This window comes from Promicromonospora sp. NPDC023987 (assembly GCF_040639055.1).
GTDB lineage: Bacteria > Actinomycetota > Actinomycetes > Actinomycetales > Cellulomonadaceae > Promicromonospora.
The window spans coordinates 1-16,128 of record NZ_JBEZZF010000070.1; the positions used below are offsets into that span (position 1 = coordinate 1).

General features: G+C 72.4%; 12 protein-coding genes. 7 read left to right on the forward strand and 5 right to left on the reverse strand.

The genetic code is table 11. The features are described from left to right. From AB0F40_RS22865 to AB0F40_RS22875, 3 genes are all read left to right on the forward strand, one after another. A partial coding sequence (locus AB0F40_RS22865; protein ID WP_357473129.1) for an ATP-binding cassette domain-containing protein occupies nt 1–505 on the forward strand: 505 nt, incomplete at its 5' end. Between the two features lie 11 nt (nt 506–516). Then, complete coding sequence (locus tag AB0F40_RS22870; RefSeq protein ID WP_357473132.1) at nt 517–3,123, forward strand: FtsX-like permease family protein; 2,607 nt, start codon at nt 517–519, stop codon at nt 3,121–3,123. Nucleotides 3,124–3,224: 101 nt separating this feature from the next. Beyond that, nucleotides 3,225–5,834: an FtsX-like permease family protein gene (locus AB0F40_RS22875; RefSeq protein ID WP_357473135.1), complete on the forward strand. Its 2,610-nt coding sequence runs from the start codon at nt 3,225–3,227 to the stop codon at nt 5,832–5,834. A gap of 13 nt (nt 5,835–5,847) precedes the next feature. Here AB0F40_RS22875 and AB0F40_RS22880 read toward each other — a convergent pair whose 3' ends face one another. Both AB0F40_RS22880 and AB0F40_RS22885 read right to left on the reverse strand, forming a co-directional pair. Then, nucleotides 5,848–6,555 (reverse strand): response regulator transcription factor, encoded by a 708-nt coding sequence (locus AB0F40_RS22880; RefSeq protein ID WP_357473138.1) that lies wholly within the window; start codon nt 6,553–6,555, stop codon nt 5,848–5,850. Further along, complete coding sequence (locus tag AB0F40_RS22885; protein ID WP_357473141.1) at nt 6,552–8,057, reverse strand: histidine kinase; 1,506 nt, start codon at nt 8,055–8,057, stop codon at nt 6,552–6,554. The genes AB0F40_RS22880 and AB0F40_RS22885 overlap by 4 nt, the downstream gene beginning before the upstream one ends. Nucleotides 8,058–8,208: 151 nt before the next feature. On the opposite strand from AB0F40_RS22885, the gene AB0F40_RS22890 reads away from it, so the two are divergent. The 4 genes from AB0F40_RS22890 to purE all read left to right on the forward strand — a co-directional run bounded on the left by AB0F40_RS22890 (nt 8,209) and on the right by purE (nt 12,095). After that, the gene (locus AB0F40_RS22890; protein WP_026366105.1) at nt 8,209–8,892 is read left to right on the forward strand and encodes a response regulator transcription factor; all 684 of its coding nucleotides are present in this window, start codon (nt 8,209–8,211) and stop codon (nt 8,890–8,892) included. A gap of 4 nt (nt 8,893–8,896) precedes the next feature. Continuing rightward, the gene (locus AB0F40_RS22895; protein ID WP_357473144.1) at nt 8,897–10,252 is read left to right on the forward strand and encodes a HAMP domain-containing sensor histidine kinase; all 1,356 of its coding nucleotides are present in this window, start codon (nt 8,897–8,899) and stop codon (nt 10,250–10,252) included. Nucleotides 10,253–10,401: 149 nt separating this feature from the next. Further along, nucleotides 10,402–11,589 (forward strand): 5-(carboxyamino)imidazole ribonucleotide synthase, encoded by a 1,188-nt coding sequence (locus AB0F40_RS22900; RefSeq protein ID WP_357473183.1) that lies wholly within the window; start codon nt 10,402–10,404, stop codon nt 11,587–11,589. After that, a complete protein-coding gene (gene purE, locus AB0F40_RS22905) occupies nt 11,586–12,095 on the forward strand; it encodes a 5-(carboxyamino)imidazole ribonucleotide mutase (protein WP_357473147.1) in 510 nt (169 codons plus the stop codon). Before AB0F40_RS22900 ends, purE begins: the two co-directional genes overlap by 4 nt. A 146-nt stretch (nt 12,096–12,241) precedes the next feature. Here the strand turns inward: purE and AB0F40_RS22910 are convergent, their stop codons facing one another. The 3 genes from AB0F40_RS22910 to AB0F40_RS22920 all read right to left on the reverse strand — a co-directional run bounded on the left by AB0F40_RS22910 (nt 12,242) and on the right by AB0F40_RS22920 (nt 16,097). Beyond that, a complete protein-coding gene (locus tag AB0F40_RS22910) occupies nt 12,242–13,801 on the reverse strand; it encodes an LCP family protein (RefSeq protein ID WP_357473150.1) in 1,560 nt (519 codons plus the stop codon). Nucleotides 13,802–13,803: 2 nt separating this feature from the next. Beyond that, the gene (locus AB0F40_RS22915) at nt 13,804–15,132 is read right to left on the reverse strand and encodes an LCP family protein (protein WP_357473153.1); all 1,329 of its coding nucleotides are present in this window, start codon (nt 15,130–15,132) and stop codon (nt 13,804–13,806) included. Between the two features lie 227 nt (nt 15,133–15,359). Then, nucleotides 15,360–16,097 carry a TIGR03089 family protein gene (locus AB0F40_RS22920; RefSeq protein WP_357473156.1) on the reverse strand — a complete coding sequence of 246 codons (738 nt, stop codon included), beginning with the start codon at nt 16,095–16,097 and terminating at the stop codon, nt 15,360–15,362. Nucleotides 16,098–16,128 lie beyond the last annotated feature (31 nt).

Genomic DNA, 16,128 nt, shown 5'->3' on the forward strand with positions numbered 1-16,128 from the left:
CGGGTTCGTGTTCCAGCAGTTCAACCTCCTGCCGATGTTCACCGCCGAGCAGAACATCACCCTGCCCGTCGAGCTCGCCGGCGGCACGGTGGACAAGGCCTGGTTCGACACCCTGGTCGACACCCTGGGCCTGGCCGGCCGGCTGACGCACCGCCCCGGCGAGCTGTCCGGTGGGCAGCAGCAACGCGTCGCGATCGCCCGCGCGCTGATCGCGCAGCCCGACGTCGTGTTCGCCGACGAGCCGACAGGCAACCTCGACTCCCGCTCCGGGGCCGAGGTCCTGTCCTTCCTGCGCCGCTCCGTCCGCGAGCTGGGTCGCACGATCATCATGGTCACGCATGATCCGTCGGCCGCGGCGTACGCCGACCGTGCGGTCCTGATCGCCGACGGCCGCATCGCGGGCGACATCAGCGACCCGACGCCGGAGTCCGCGATGGCCGGCCTCGACGCCCTGCGCACCCTCGAACCCGCGGCGACGACGCACCGGTCCGGGGCGGGTGCGTGATGGCCACCTCCATGCCCGCAGCGCGTCTCACGCTCGCGCAGATGCGCCGCAGCGCGGGCCGCCTCGCGTCAGCCGCCGTCGCCATCGGCATCGGTACGGGGTTCGTCGCGGTCACGCTGCTGAGCGGAACCGTCATCACCGAGATGACGCACAACCAGGTGACGGCAACCTTCGCCGACGCGGAGCTCGTGGTCTTCGGTGACGAGTCATTGACCGCTGCCGACGTCGAGGCGACCCGGAACGTCGAGGGCGTCGCTGCTGCCGACCCGCAGGTGAACCTGAACTCAGAGCTCAACCACGCCGGGAAGTCGGTCTTTCAGCAGATCATCGGCGTGGCTTCGGACGAGCGCCTCGCGCCGCTCGAGCTGTCCGACGGTGCCTGGCCGGCAGCGGCGGACGAGATCGCGCTCCCGCCGGAGGTCGCCGAGCGACTCGGTCTCGGAATCGGCGACGTCGTCGCCTCGTCCCGGTGGATCATGGACGACGAGCCCACCACCTTCGACGACGGGACCGAGGGGTACGACGGCCACCAGATCAACGAGAAGTTGACGGTGACCGGCCTCGTGGCCGACCCGTTCGACGCGTACGTGGGGTCAGGTGGCGCCGCGGTCATGACCCAGGCAGCGATCGCGGAGCGGCTCTCCGACGCGACCGAGCCCGGCCAGAAGTCCGCCACCAGCGCGATCCTGGTCGCGCTCGAGGACTCGGCCGACCCGGCCGTGGTCGACGCGGCCCTCGCGGGCGCCGTCCCCGAGGCCAGCAACGTGATGACCACCGAGGAGTACGCCACGGAGACGCTGGAGGAGATGACGGGTGGGACGAACATCATCTACCTCGTGTTCGTCCTGGCCTTCGCGGTCATCGCCCTGGTGGTCGCTGGGCTGGTCATCGCCAACACGTTCCAGGTGCTTGTCGCACAACGCGCCCGCACTCTGGCGCTGCTGCGCTGCGTCGGCGCAACCACGGGACAGCTCTACCGCAGCGTGCTGCTCGAGGCCGCGATCCTCGGCACCCTCGCGTCCCTGGCCGGCATCATCGGCGGAATCGTGCTGGCGCAGGGCGCGCTCATGGTCGTACCGCTCATCGACCAGGTGAACGTGCCGCTGCCCGAGACCATCACCCTGACCTGGCCGGTCCTGGTCGCGCCACTCGCCGTCGGCGTCGTCGTGACCCTTGTCTCCGCGATTGCCCCCGCGCTCGCCGCGGGACGGGTGGCGCCGCTGGCCGCACTCCGGCCCAGTGACGCCCCGACCCTGCGCAAGGGTGCTGGTCGCGTCCGTGCCGTGTTCGCGACCATCACCACCGTTGGCGGGCTTGCGGTGGTGGCGGGGGGTGTCTGGTTCGCGCTCCAGGAGGAGCTCACTCCTGCGCCGGTGCTCACCCTGGGGGCCGTCGTCCTCGGCGGCTCGGTGTCCTGGATCGGCGTGATCGTCGGCTCGGTGTTCTGGCTGCCGAAGGTCGCAGCAGGCATCGGCAGGCTCGTGGGCACGACGGGCCCGTCCGCCCGGCTCGCGACGGCGAACACCCTGCGCAATCCCCGGCGGACGGCGGCGACGGCGACCGCGCTGCTGATCGGCGTCACCCTCGTCGGCCTGATGACGACCGGCGCCGCGACCGCACGCGCCGCCTTGGACAACACGCTGAGCTCGCAGTACCCCGTCGACATCCTGGTATCCACCACGACGTACGACGACGACCAGCAGGCCGCGATGCCACCGGTCGTCACCGACGCGGTGTCCGGCGTCGAGGGGCTCGAGGCCACCGCGCAGGTGACCGAGGCCTATGTGGAGACGCCCGACGCGAGGTGGCCGGAGATCGACGTGGTCGCAGCAACCCCTGACGAGCTACGCGCCGTCGTGAACAGTGCTGAAGAGTTCGGCGACCTGCGACCGGGCACCATGGTCATCCCGGAGATGGTCGCCACGAACCACGAGATCAAGGGGCTCGACGAGATCGTGCTCAACGGGCCCGGGGGGACCACCACCCTTGACGTCGCGGTCCGCGACCTGAAGTACGGGACGGCGTTCATCGCGCCCCAGGACCTCGCGAGCATCCACCCCGACCTGCGGCCCAATCAGCTCTGGGCGGGGGTCGCCGACGGGCAGGACGTGGCGGCCACCATCTCGGCAGTACAGGACGCTGTGGCGAGCACCGACGAAGTGGTGAACGTGGGCGGCGCCGCAGCCCAGCGGGACAGCATCCAGCAATTCATCGACATGGTCCTCGCCATCGTCGTCGGGCTGCTCGCCGTCGCGGTGATCATCGCGCTGATCGGCGTGGCGAACACCCTGTCGCTGTCCGTCATCGAGCGGACGAGGGAGAGCGCGATGCTGCGGGCGATCGGGCTCTCGAAGGGGCAGTTGCGCGCCATGCTGGCCATCGAAGGGATGCTCATCGCAGGGGTGGGCGCCGTGCTCGGTGTCCTGCTCGGGCTGGTGTACGGCTGGGCCGGCGCGATCAGCGTCCTGTCCGCGCTGGGGGAGGTCCCGCTGGTGGTCCCGTGGCTCGACATCGCGGCGGTCATCGGCGTCGCCCTCATCGCAGGGCTCGTCGCATCGGTGGTGCCCGCACGGGCCGCGGTGCGCACCCACCCCGTGGCGGCGCTCGCGGCGGAGTAGGCGACACAGCACGTCCGGTCAGCACGCGGCAGCCGCAAGGACTCAGGGGAGAGAAACGTGGACACCATCGTGTACGTCCCACCGAGCCGGCCGGCCTCCGCGTGCTGACCGCCGACCCCACCACCCGCGTCGCGCTGGGCCAGATGCGGCGCAGCATCGGCAGGCTCGCTGCCGCAGGCCTCGCCATCGTCATCAGCACCGCGTTCGTGGCCGCGACGCTGCAGGCGGGCACCATCATCACCCGCACCACGTACGCCCAGGTGGCCGCCCAGTACGCCGACGCGGACCTCGTCGTCTTCGACCGGGGCGGCACCATGGACCCCGCGGACACGGACGCCGTGCGGGCCGTCGAGGGCGTCGCGGCGGCCGACGGGTTCCACGGCACGTACGCGGAGCTGAACCACGGCAGCAGGACGGTCTATCAGTCGCTCGTCGCGACGCCCTCCGACCCGCGGCTCTCGCCGCTGGTCCTGGCGGACGGCACCTGGGCCGACGGGCCCCGTCGCATAGTGCTCCCCGTCGAGGTCGCGGAGCTCTTCGACGTCGGCGTGGGCGACACCATCGCGTCGACGCGCTGCCTGCGGGGCGGCCACCGGGCCGTGGACGAGAACGGCGCCGAGTGCTACGGCGGACAGGAGGTCGCTCAGCGGCTGACGGTGTCCGGTCTCGTCGACGATCCGCTCGGCACGTATGCGGCGGGCGGCGGCGTCGCCGTCGTCAGCCCGGCGGCGCTGGAGCGGCGGCTCACCGAAGACTCGGGCGGCGCCGAGCCCCCCGGCATGCGGACGCTGGTCGTCGCCCTGGACCGGCCCGGCGACCAGGCCGCCGTCGAAGCGGTCAAGCGCGACCTCGCCGCTGCCGTCCCGTCCGCCACCGGGGTCACCACACCCGAGGAGTACGCGGAGGACGTCGTCGCGTCGATCTCCGACGGCCAGAACATCGTCTACCTCGTGTTCGCCCTGGCGCTCGCAGCGGTCTCCCTGGTGGTCGCGGGACTCGTCATCGCGAACACGCTCCAGGTCCTCGTCGCACAGCGGTCGCACACCCTCGCGCTCCTGCGCTGCGTGGGCGCGAGCACCGGGCAGGTCTACCGCAGCGTCCTGCTCGAGGCGGCGGTCCTCGGCGCGGTCGCGTCGGTGGCGGGCGTCGTCGTCGGATCCCTGTTCGTGCAGGCCGGGCTCCTGGTCGCCCCGAGCTTCGACCTCGGGGTGGCGCTGCCGCGGACGATCACCCCGAGCCCGTCCGCACTCCTCGTGCCGCTCGCGGTCGGCCTCCTGGTGACCCTCGTCGCCGCGCTCGCTCCGGCGCGGGCCGCCTCACGCGTCGCTCCGCTCGCCGCCCTGCGGCCCGCCCAGGCGCCCGGCCGGTGCGGGACCAACCGTGCCCGGGCCGTGCTCGCCGGGGTCGCCACCGTCGGCGGGTTCGTGGTCATGGCAGGAGGCGTGGCCCTCGGAAGGTCCGGCAGCATCGACGTCGGGCTGTTCGCCGCGGTCCTCGGCGGCTCCGTGTCGTTGGTCGGTGTGATCGCAGGGTCCGTCTTCTGGCTGCCGCGCGTCGCCGCGGCCTTCGGCCGGTTCGCGGGTGCCGGTGGACCCGCGGCACGCCTGGCATCGGCCAACACGCTGCGCAACCCCCGCCGCACGGCGGCGACGTCCACCGCGCTGCTCATCGGCGTCACCCTGGTCTCCATGATGACGACGGGCGCCGCCAGCGCGCGCGTCGCCATGGACGACCAGCTGGACGCGCGCTTCCCTGTCGACCTCCAGGTCACCAGCACGACGTACGACGAGAACGGCCCGGCCGCAGTCCCCGCCACCGTGGTGGCTGCCCTCGACGGCGTCGAAGGGCTGGGAGCCGTGACCGAGGTGACGAACGTGTCCGCCGAGCGGGCGGACGAGGGAAAGGCCGTGCAGGTCGCCGTCGTCGAGCCGGAGGCGCTGCGTGCCGTCGCGAACACGCCCGCCGACGCCGAGCTGCTGCGGCCCGGCACCATCGTGGTGCCGGAGCGGGCGGCCGCGCTCTACGGCCTGGAGGGTCTCGAGACCCTAGAGCTCACCGGACCGGCCGGCGAGGTCACGCTCGACGTCGCGCACAGCGACTCCCAGGCCGACCGGGCCTACCTGACGCCGCAGGACCTCACGGCCTTCGCCCCGAGCACGGCCGCCGGCGAGGTGTGGGCGGAGGTCGACGACGGCCGGGACGCCGCGGAGGTCGTCTCCGCCGTCCAGGAGGCGGTCTCCACCACCGGCGAGACCGTCGGCGTCGCGGGCATCGTCGTCGAGCGGTCCGCCTACCAGCAGATCGTCGACGCGATCCTCGCGATCGTCGTCGGGCTGCTCGCCGTGGCAGTGGTGATCGCGCTGATCGGCGTGGCCAACACCCTGTCGCTGTCCGTCATGGACCGCACCAAGGAGAACGCCGTGCTGCGGGCCATCGGGCTCTCGAAGCGCCAGCTGCGGGCGACGCTCGCCGTCGAGGGCATCGTCATCGCGGCGGTCGGTGCGGTGCTCGGAGTCGTGCTCGGCCTCCTGTACGGCTGGGCGGGCGCCGCTACGGCACTGTCCGCGCTCGGCAGGGTGCCGTTCGTGGTGCCCTGGACCGAGACCGCGGTGGTCCTCGGAGTCGCCCTCCTCGCGGGGCTGATCGCCTCGGTGGTGCCGGCGCACGCGGCCGCCCGCACACGCCCGGTGGCGGCGCTCGCCGCCGACTAGCGACGAGGACGGATCAGGAGTTCGGGCGGACCAGGCCCGTCTCGTAGGCCGTCACCACCGCCTGCACGCGGTCGCGGGCGTTCAGCTTCGACAGGATGCGCCCCACGTGCGTCTTGACCGTCGCCTCGGCGACGAACAGGTCGGACGCGATCTCGGTGTTGGACCGCCCGCGGGCCATGAGCACGAGCACCTCGCGCTCGCGGCTCGTCAGGGCGGCGAGCGCCTCCTGGGGGCCTGCCGCCTCCTCGGGCGGCAGCGTGGTGACCAGGCGCTCCATGAGCCGCCGCGTGGACGACGGCGCGATCACCGCGTCCCCCTGATGCACCGTGCGGATGGCCGTGAGCAGCTCCTCCGGCTGGGCGTCCTTGAGCAGGAAGCCGCTGGCCCCGGCCCGGATGGCGTCGAGCACGTACTCGTCCAGGTCGAACGTGGTGAGCACGACGACGCGGGGGTCGCCCGCCGCGGCGGCGGCGCCGTCGGCCAGGAGCGCGCGGGTGGCGGTCAGGCCGTCCATCGCGGGCATGCGCACGTCCATGAGCACGACGTCGGACACCGTGGTGGCCAGCCGGCGCAGCGCGTCGCGACCGTCGTCCGCCTCGACGACCACGCGCAGGTCGGGCTGGGAGTTGATCACCATGCGCAGGCCCGCCCGGACCAGGGGCTGGTCGTCGACGAGCGCGACGCGCACCGGTCCGTCGGGTGCGTCCGGGCTGTAGGTCATCGTGCTCCCTGTTCGTTGTCCTGCTGTTCGTCGTCCTGGTCGGGTGTGTCGTCCGTCGCGTGGTCGGCGGGGCGCGCGCGGCCGGCGTCGGGCTCGTCCTCGGCGGGGTCCTCGAGCGCCCGGGGGATCGGCACCACGAACCGCACCGAGAACCCGCCGCCCCGGCGGGGGCCGGCCACGAGCTTCCCGCCGAACATCTCGGCGCGCTCGCGCATCCCCAGCAGACCGTAGCCGGGAGTCGGCAGCGGTACGTCGGGGGCGGAGGACTCGTCGGCGGCCAGGCCGCGGCCGTCGTCCTCGACGCGCAGCTCGACCTCGTCGTCGCCCCAGCGCACCAGGACGGTGACCTTGGGCCGGGGGCCGGCGTGCTTGCGCACGTTGGTGAGGGACTCCTGGCAGACCCGGAACAGGGTGAGCCCGACCCCGGGCGGCAGACGGCGCTCGATGCCCACCCGGGCGAAGGAGACCCTGAGGCCGTCGTCGCGGGCCTGATCGACCAGCCCGCCGATGTCGGCGGCGTCGGGCTGGGGCTGGAGAGGCGCCGTGCTGCCCGCTGACGGCGCTGTCGCCGGCCCGAGGCCGCCCGGCCCGCCGGAGGCGGGGACGGCGCCCCCCTGGCCCGCCGCGCGCCTCGCGGGCCCGGAGCCTGCGGCGGACGCCGGCAGCTCGAGCCGGGACGGGTCGATGTCGGGCGCGACCAGGCCGAGGGGAGTGGGGGTGCTGGGCTGATCCTCCCGCAGCACCCCGAGCAGGCGGCGCATGTCGGCCAGTGCCGCACGGCCGGTCTCGGCGATCGTGCCGAGCGACCGTGCGGCGGCCGCTGGGTCGGCGGCAGCGGCGTACCGGCCGCCGTCGGCCTGGGCGATGACCACCGACAGGGAGTGGGCGACGATGTCGTGCATCTCGCGGGCGATGCGGGACCGTTCGGCGGCGGTGGCGATCTGGGCCTGCTGGTCGCGCTCGATCTCGAGGCGTTCCGCGCGGTCGCGCATGGCCGCGAGCATGGACCGCCGCGAACGCCGCACCAGACCGAAGGCGAACGCACAGGCGAGGAGGGTGACGATCAGGACGACGGCGGGCACGGTGTCCGCCCACGTGGCCCTGGAGAAGTGGATCAGCATCGAGACGCCGACGGCGGCGGGACCGACCACGGCCATCCCGCAAGCCATCAGGTACGCCCACCGCGGGCCGTAGACCGTGACGCAGTACATCGACACCAGGACGGCGAAGTTGGTCGGTAGGAACAGCGGCAGGCCGAGTGCCGTGACCTGCAGGACGCACAGGACGAAGACGGCGATGCACGAGGCGACGGGGCGGGTCCGGGCCCAGGGGAGCGGCACGAGCAGCACGACCGCCAGGAGCGCGCTCTGCGGGCCCGAGAGCTCGTAGGAACCGGCCGTGGACAGGATGGCGACGAACAGGGCCACCGCGGCCGTCGTGGTGAGATCCACCAGGAACCGATACCGCTCCGACCAACCTGCCCACCGCTCGTACCAACCCATGCAGGTCAGAGTAGGTGGAACCGTTGTGCGAGCGCGTCATCCCGTGGTACGACTTGCGCCATGACCGCCTCTACCGAAAGATTCGGTGAGGTGGTCGTCCCATGGGTGCCCGGGTAGCGCCAGAGCGTCGGTTATGCCCTACGATGGCGAAATGACTCACGTACTCCTAGCCGAGGACGACCCGGCCATTGCCGAGCCGTTGGCACGAGCGCTCTCCCGTGAGGGATACGACGTCGTCGTGCAAGGAACCGGCAAAGGTGCGATCGAGAGCTCGACCGGTGCGGACATCGTAGTTCTGGACCTGGGCCTTCCCGACATGGACGGGCTCGATGTCGCGCGCGAGATCAGGGCCAATGGCCTCACCGTGCCAGTGCTCGTGCTGACCGCCCGTGCCGACGAGGTAGACCTCGTCGTGGGGCTCGACGCCGGCGCCGACGACTACGTCACCAAGCCCTTCCGCCTGGCCGAGCTGCTCGCGCGGGTGCGGGCGCTCCTGCGCCGCTCGCACGGCGAGACCGGCGAGGAGGAGGAGCTGCACGCACAGGACGTCCGCGTCGACGTCTCCGCGCACCGCGCCTTCCAGGGTGACCGCGAGCTGCACCTGACCACCAAGGAGTTCGACCTCCTGCGCGTCCTCGTGCAGAACGCCGGCTCCGTGGTCGTCCGGGACACGCTGATGCGCGACGTATGGGGCTCGGACCCGGTCGGCTCCACCAAGACGCTGGACATGCACGTGTCCTGGCTGCGCCGCAAGCTCGGCGACGACGCCAACGCACCGCGCTACGTCTCGACCGTGCGCGGTCTCGGTTTCCGCTTCGAGATCGGGGCGAGCTAGCCAGATGCGCGCCCGCGTGCTGCAGGCGACGATCGCCGCGGTTGCGGTCGCCGTCCTGCTCCTGGGCATCCCGCTCGCCATCTTCGGTGCCCGGTACATCTACGGGCAGGAAGTCCAGCGAGTCGAGACCCGGGCGCAGGACCTCCTGGCTTCTTCCGTCAACTCCTACGAGCGCAACCGGTCCGCTGCCGAGGCCGGTTTCGTCGACCAGTCGGTACTGGACCGGGCCGTACAGCCGCAGGACACTGACATCGTCGCCTACGTGACGGTGAACCAGCCCAACGGCGAGCAGCTGGTCTCGGGCGAACCGGTCACCGGTGCCACGATCGAGCGCGGCCTCATCTCCGAGGGGCAGCCCGTCATGGGCGTGCTGGTCTCCGTCTCCGCCTGGCCGGCGTACATCAAGGCGATCAACGTCGTGGTGCTCGTCGTGTTCGGCAGCGTGGGCGCGTTCGCCGCGGGCGCCGTCACGGCCGCCTGGCAGGCGAACCGGCTGGCGCAACCCTTCGTGTACCTCGCGGCGTCGGCCGAACAACTCGGCGCGGGACAGGTCCGTCCACGGCTGGACCCGTCCGGTGTAGAGGAGATCGACCTCGTCGCGGCCGAGCTGGCGCGAAGTTCCGACCGGCTCGCGGCACGGCTCGCCGTGGAGAGACAGTTCACGTCGGACGCCTCGCACCAGCTCCGCACCCCTCTCACGGCGCTGACGATGCGCCTGGAGGAGATCACGCTCACCTCCAGCGAGCCGGACGTGCAGGAGGAGGCCCGGATCTCGCTCGAGCAGGTGGAGCGGCTGGTCGGCGTGGTCGACGACCTGCTCTCGCGCTCGCGGCGCGCCCAGGGCGGCACCACGGAGTCCGTCGACGTCGCCGTCGTCTTCATCCAGCAGGAGGAGGAGTGGCGGGAGTCCTTCGAGCGGGTGGACCGCCACCTGAACGTCGAGGACTCGGGCGGCGCCCGGGTCCTGGCGACGCCGGGTGGGCTCGCCCAGGTGCTCTCGACGCTGCTGGAGAACTCGCTCAAGCACGGCGCCGGGACCACCACCCTGCGGATCCGTGAGGGGCAGCGGGGCGCCATGGCCATCGAGGTCATGGACGAGGGAGCCGGCGTGCCCGAGGACATGCAGGGCAAGATCTTCGAGCGCGGTGTCACGTCGGGCGCGGGGACGGGCCTCGGGCTCGCCCTGGCCAAGGACCTCGTGGCCGCCGACGGCGGCAACCTCCAGCTCACGCAGCGCACGCCGCCGGTGTTCTCCGTGTTCCTCTCGGGGGTGCCCAAGACGCTCGACCCGCACCAGGTGCTGCCCGTGGGGTCGAAGATCTCCAGCTTCGGCCAGAAGAAGGGCCGCGGCCGCCGGTAGGCTTGACCCACGTGAGCGCAACACTCGATCCCGTCCCGGCCGAACGGCCATCTTCCGCTGCGGAGCCCTCCGGTGAGCCGTCCGGCGCCGCCCCGTCCCTGGCGGGTCCGCCCGTCGTCGCGGTGGTCGGTGGCGGGCAGCTGGCCCGCATGATGGCGCCGGCCGCCGGCGAGTTGGGCATCCGCCTGCGCGTCCTGGTGGAGGACTCGGCGTCGTCGGCCGCCCAGGTCGTGACGGACACCCCGGTCGGCGAGGCCGGGGACGAGGCGGCGATCCGTTCGCTCATCGCGCCCGACGGCGGCCGGCCGGCCGCCGTGCTGACGTTCGAGCACGAGCACGTGCCGAACGCCCTGCTCACCGACCTCATCGAGCACGGGACGCCCGTGCGCCCCGGACCGCACGCGCTGGTGCAGGCACAGGACAAGATCGTGATGCGGCACCGGCTCACCGAGCTGGGGGTGCCGTGCCCGCGGTGGGCGCTCCTGCCCGCGTCGTCGCCGGACGAGGGGCGGGCCGCGCTGGCGAGCTTCCTGCGCCAGGTGGGCGGCTCCGCCGTCGTCAAGACGTCCCGGGGCGGGTACGACGGCAAGGGCGTCCGCGTGGTCTCGTCCGCGGACGACGTCGACGACTGGTTCGCCGGGGTGGCGGACGGCGGACCGCAGCTGCTCGTCGAGGAGAAGGTGCCGTTCGTGCGCGAGCTGGCCGCGCTGGTGGCCCGGCGTCCGTCGGGCGAGGTGCGGGCGTGGCCCGTCGTCGAGTCGGTCCAGCGGGACGGCGTCTGCGCCGAGGTGATCGCCCCGGCACCCGGCCTGTCCGCGGAGCTCGACGCCCGAGCGCGGGAGATCGCGACGACCGTGGCCGAGGGGCTCGACGTCACCGGCGTCCTGGCCGTCGAGATGTTCGAGGTCACCGGGCCGGACGGCGTGCCGACGGTCCTGGTGAACGAGCTCGCCATGCGCCCGCACAACAGCGGGCACTGGACCATCGACGGCTCCGTGACGAGCCAGTTCGAGCAGCACCTGCGTGCGGTCCTCGACCTGCCGCTCGGTGCCACCGAGCCGACGGCGGCCTGGACCGTCATGGCGAACGTGCTGGGTTCCAGGCTGACGGAGCTCACCGACGCACTGCCGGACGTGCTCGGCGCGTTCCCCGACGCGCGCGTCAACCTGTACGGCAAGGACGTCCGGCCGGGGCGCAAGCTGGGCCACGTGAACGTGAGCGGCGACGACCTGGACGAGGTGCGGCGTCGGGCGATCGCTGCCGCGGCCATGCTGCGGGGCGAGCCCACGTCGCGGGTCGAGCCTGTCGAGACCACAGAGGAAGAGGCGAACGCATGAGCAGCAACCCGCAGGTCGGCATCGTGATGGGTTCGGACTCCGACTGGCCCGTCATGCGGGCAGCAGCCGAGGCGCTGGGCGAGTTCGACATCCCCGTCGAGGTCGACGTCGTCTCGGCGCACCGCATGCCCACCGAGATGATCGACTACGGGCGGCAGGCCGCCGGCCGCGGGCTGCGCGTGATCATCGCGGGCGCGGGGGGCGCCGCCCACCTGCCGGGGATGCTTGCGTCGGTGACGCCGCTGCCCGTGATCGGGGTGCCGGTGCCGCTGAAGTACCTGGACGGCATGGACTCGCTGCTGTCGATCGTGCAGATGCCGGCCGGCGTGCCCGTCGCGACCGTGTCGATCGGCGGGGCTCGGAACGCGGGCCTCCTTGCGGCCCGGATCCTCGCCTCGGGGGCAGGCGACGAGGCGGCGGCCCTGCGGGAGCGCATGGAGGCGTTCCAGGCGGAGCTGAGCAAGGCGGCACACGCCAAGGGCGCCAACCTCCGCGCCCAGCTCTGAAGGCGGCCGGACCTAGCTGAGGCCCCTTCCCCAGGCGGGTCGATGAGATCGGTCCGATGGGATGAGCTCGGTCGGTTGATTGACCGATCTCATAGCAAGGGACCGAACTCATCGAGTTCGGTCCCTTGCTATCGCTGGCGGCCGGGTCAGCCCGGCATTCCGCCGACCTTCTGGCCCGCCTCGTACTCGCCGTCCCGGATCTTCGCCCAGAACTCGCCGACCTGGTTCTCGTCGAGGAGGACCGCCGACGCCCCCGACGGCGTGCGGTAGCCGATGGTGGCGATCGGCGGGGTGCCGGTCACGCCGTCGTCGCCGTTCGCGGACCGGAACGCCAGCCCCAGCATGGCGATGTCGATGATGCCCGAGTCGGTGTCGGTCACGACGGTCGCCAGGCCGGCGTCGGCCAGGCTCACCTGGGTGGCCGGGTTGAGCAGCACGCTCGGGTCCGCGACCTTCTTGCCGACGGCGGCGATGAGCTGCTGCTGGCGCTCGGTGCGGCCGATGTCGCCCTTCGGGTCCGCGTAGCGCATGCGGGAGAACGCGATGGCCGTCTTGCCGTCCGCCACGTGGCAGCCGGCCTTCCAGTCGAGCTTGGACTTCACGTCGTGCACGTCCTTGGGATAGCACAGCCGCACGCCCCCGACGGCGTCGACGACGCCCTCGATGCCGCCGAACCCGACCTCCGCGTAGTGGTCGACGGTCAGGCCGCTGAGCTGCTCCACCGTCTGCACCAGCAGCGGCGCACCGCCGTAGGAGTACGCGGCATTGATCTTGTCGCCACCCACCCCGGGGATCTCCGCGTAGGTGTCACGCGGGATCGAGATGAGAGCCACCGGGCCCGACGACGGCTTGTGCAGCAGCATGATCGTGTCGGTGCGGGCGCCGCTGGTGGAGTCGTCGATGCCGCCGCTGCCCCGGGCGTCCGAGCCCGCGAGCAGGTAGGTCGTGCCCGGAGTGCCGGAAGCGTCGGACAGCGCCTCGACGTGCTGGATCTTGCCGTTGGCCCAGATCAGGAGCCCGATCGGCCAGGCGAGGACGGCGAGCACCACCAGCACCGTGACCACGCCGAAGACGCGACCCTTGCGGATACGGATGTTGCCGCCGCCGCCCCGTCCGCCGGAGGCGAGGGTCCGCGGCGGGTTGCCGCCGCCCCGTCCTCCACCGGCAGGGGGGCGCGGTGCGGTGCGCACCGGCGTCGGGCGCACGGGGCCCGCACTCGCCCGGACCGGGCGGCCCGGGGGGATGGCCTGCGGTTGCTGGCCGCCGGCCGGTGGCATCGAGCGCGGCGGGATCGACCGCGGTGCCTGCCCACCGGAATCCCCCCGTCCGGGCAGTCCCGACCTACGTGGTGGGACGGGCGGGGGATTGTTGCGTGGGCCGGACACCGGTACCTCCCGAGAAGACTGTCTACGGATGCGTGGTTCGCTGCGGGCCCCGTCGGAGCCTTCCGGCCGTCCGATGCGATGAGCGCCGGCGACGCCGGGAACCCCGACGCCGGGCGTCTCCGCGTTGGCGAGCCCGCCCTGCTCATTGCCCGCGCCGGGCACGATGCGCGGGCGCTCGCCCGTGTCACCCACCGGGATCGCGTCGTCGGCCCCCGGACGCCCGCTCACGCCCTGTGGCGTGAAGCTCGGCGGTATCCGGACGCGCGTCACGTCGTCGTCGGCCCCTTGGGCCGGACGGTTCGACGTTCTGGGATCTGACATGGCTAGCCGCAGACCTTGGTGGTGTCGGCGCCGGTGAAGGCTTCTTCACCGGCCTGCTTGATCTCGGTCGACTCCGACGTGGGCTCGGTGGTGCCACCCGTGTCGCTGTCGGTACCGGTCTCGGAGCCAGTCTCCGTCCCGCCGTCGGTCCCGGCATCCGCACCGGGCTCCGTGCGCGCCTCGTCCGCCGGAGCGGAGGCGTCGGACGACGGAGCGTCGGGGTCGGAGCCGGCCGGCCGGTCGTGCTTGATGTTGTCCCACAGCTGCACGGCCTCGTCGGTCCAGATGACGTTGGCCGTCCTGACCGGGTCGTACTCGTTGGGGACAGTCATGAAGGTGATCGTGTCAGGCCGTACGCCGCGCAGGGAGTAAGCCAACCCGGCGAGTCCATCGATGCTGGTGAGCTCCTTGTTCATGGTGAGCGAGTCGGTCACCGCGTCGAGGAACTTGAGTGTCTTGGCGGGGTTGGCCAGGACCTCCTGGCTCAGCACCTTGCGGGCGAGCGAGGCCATGACCTCCTGCTGCCTGCCGATGCGCCCGAGGTCGGAGCCGTCGCCGAGCCCCGCGCCGGTGCGGGCCCGGGCGTAGTCCAGCGCCTTGACGCCCCGGAGGGTGTGCGTACCGGCCTCGAGCTCCAGGTGGTTCGCCTTCTCGGAGTAGATCGGCTCCTCGACGCAGACCTCGATGCCACCCACGGCGTCGATCATCGAGGAGAACCCCGCGAAGTCGACGACCACGAAGCCGTCCATGAAGACGCCGGTCAGCTTCTCGACGGCCTTCACCGTGCACAGCGCACCCGACGCGACGTCGCCGCCGTACTGCACCCCGAGGGAGAACGCGGCGTTGAACTTGGTGTCGTACAGCTCCGGAGTGGTGGTGCCGTCCGTCGTCGTGCAGCTCGGGACGTCCACCGTGGAGTCCCGGGGGATGGAGATCATCTCGAGCCGGGACCGGTCACCCGAGATGTGCATGACGACGGTGGTGTCGGAACGTGCTCCCATCTCGCCACCTCCCGCCAGGTCCCCGTTGTCGCCGCCGCGCGAGTCGCTGCCCATGATCACGATGTTCAGCGGGGCGCCGGCGTTCGGGTCCTCCGGTAGCACCACCTTCGGGCGGTCCGGCCCGAGGACGGTCATCTCAGCGGTCTCGATGTTCCCGGTCAGCTGCGTCATCGCCGTCGCACCGCCCGTGATCCCGAGCGAGAGCACCGCGACGAGCGCCATCCCTACCGTCCGGGCAGCGCCGCTGCCCAGTCCCTTCAGCGTCCGGGCATGGGACGGCCCCTTGGTGGAGGTCGTCGCACCTGGGGCGCTGAAGTCAGGGAACGTCACGGCCACCGATCCTAGAGGCTGGGTGTCGCACGGCGGCGCACCCCCCGAGGTCGGACCGTAGAGGGTTCGTGGAGAAGCCCGAAGACCGGGTCCTGGCACGTGCGAAACGGCGTGCGACCGGGCATTTCGGCGCGTCAATACCGGCTTCCTCGGGAATCTCGCCGCGCTTTCCGGGCGGCGGACCTACCCCGCGCACAGCTGTTGGTGAACAGCCGCGCACGTCCGCTTCACCGCTGAGCCTGCTCGGTGCTCAGCAGCCGGGTCAGGCGTGCGTCGTCGAGCTCCAGCTCGGCGGCGGTCGCCCCCGACGTGAGGACGACGGAGCCGCCACCGGCCCAGACGCCGAGCAGGTGTCGCAGCACGTCCGCGACCGCGCCGCGCCCGTCCACCAGCACCCGGGCACCTGCTCCGGGCTCCGGAACCAGGTCCTTGTGTCCGACGGCGCCCGCAGCGGTCACCAGGGCGTCCTGCTCGGGCTCGACCTCGGGCACCCAGCCGATGGCGTCGCCGTAGGTCATCACCGCTGAGGCCGCGTCGATGGCGCCGGCCGGCAGGTCGCCGTCGTACCGGCGGGCGAGCGCGGGCAGGGAGACGACGACGAGGTCGGCCCCGCCGTCGGCCCAGCGCTCCGGGCTGTCGCTGACGACGACGTCCGGCTGTGCGACGGAGGCGTCGGGCACGGCGACCGTCGCGCCGGCGCGCCAGGCGGCGAGCGCCCACACCACGGTGCGCCAGTGCACCGGCAGGTCGACGACGACGCGGGAGCCAGGCCCGGCGTCGAACTCCTCGACGAGGAGGTTGACGGTCTTGCTCGCCCAGTTGGCGAGGACGGCGCCGGAGAGCTCGACACGTTCGCCGTCGTCGCCGTACCAGGTGAGACGGGGTCGACCGCCGTCGGCGGCGAGGCGGGCGAGGAGGGAGGCGACGTCGGGCACGGGGCCGCCGCTACGGGGCGCGATCTGCATGTCGCCAGCCTAGGAGTTCGGATGCTCGCCC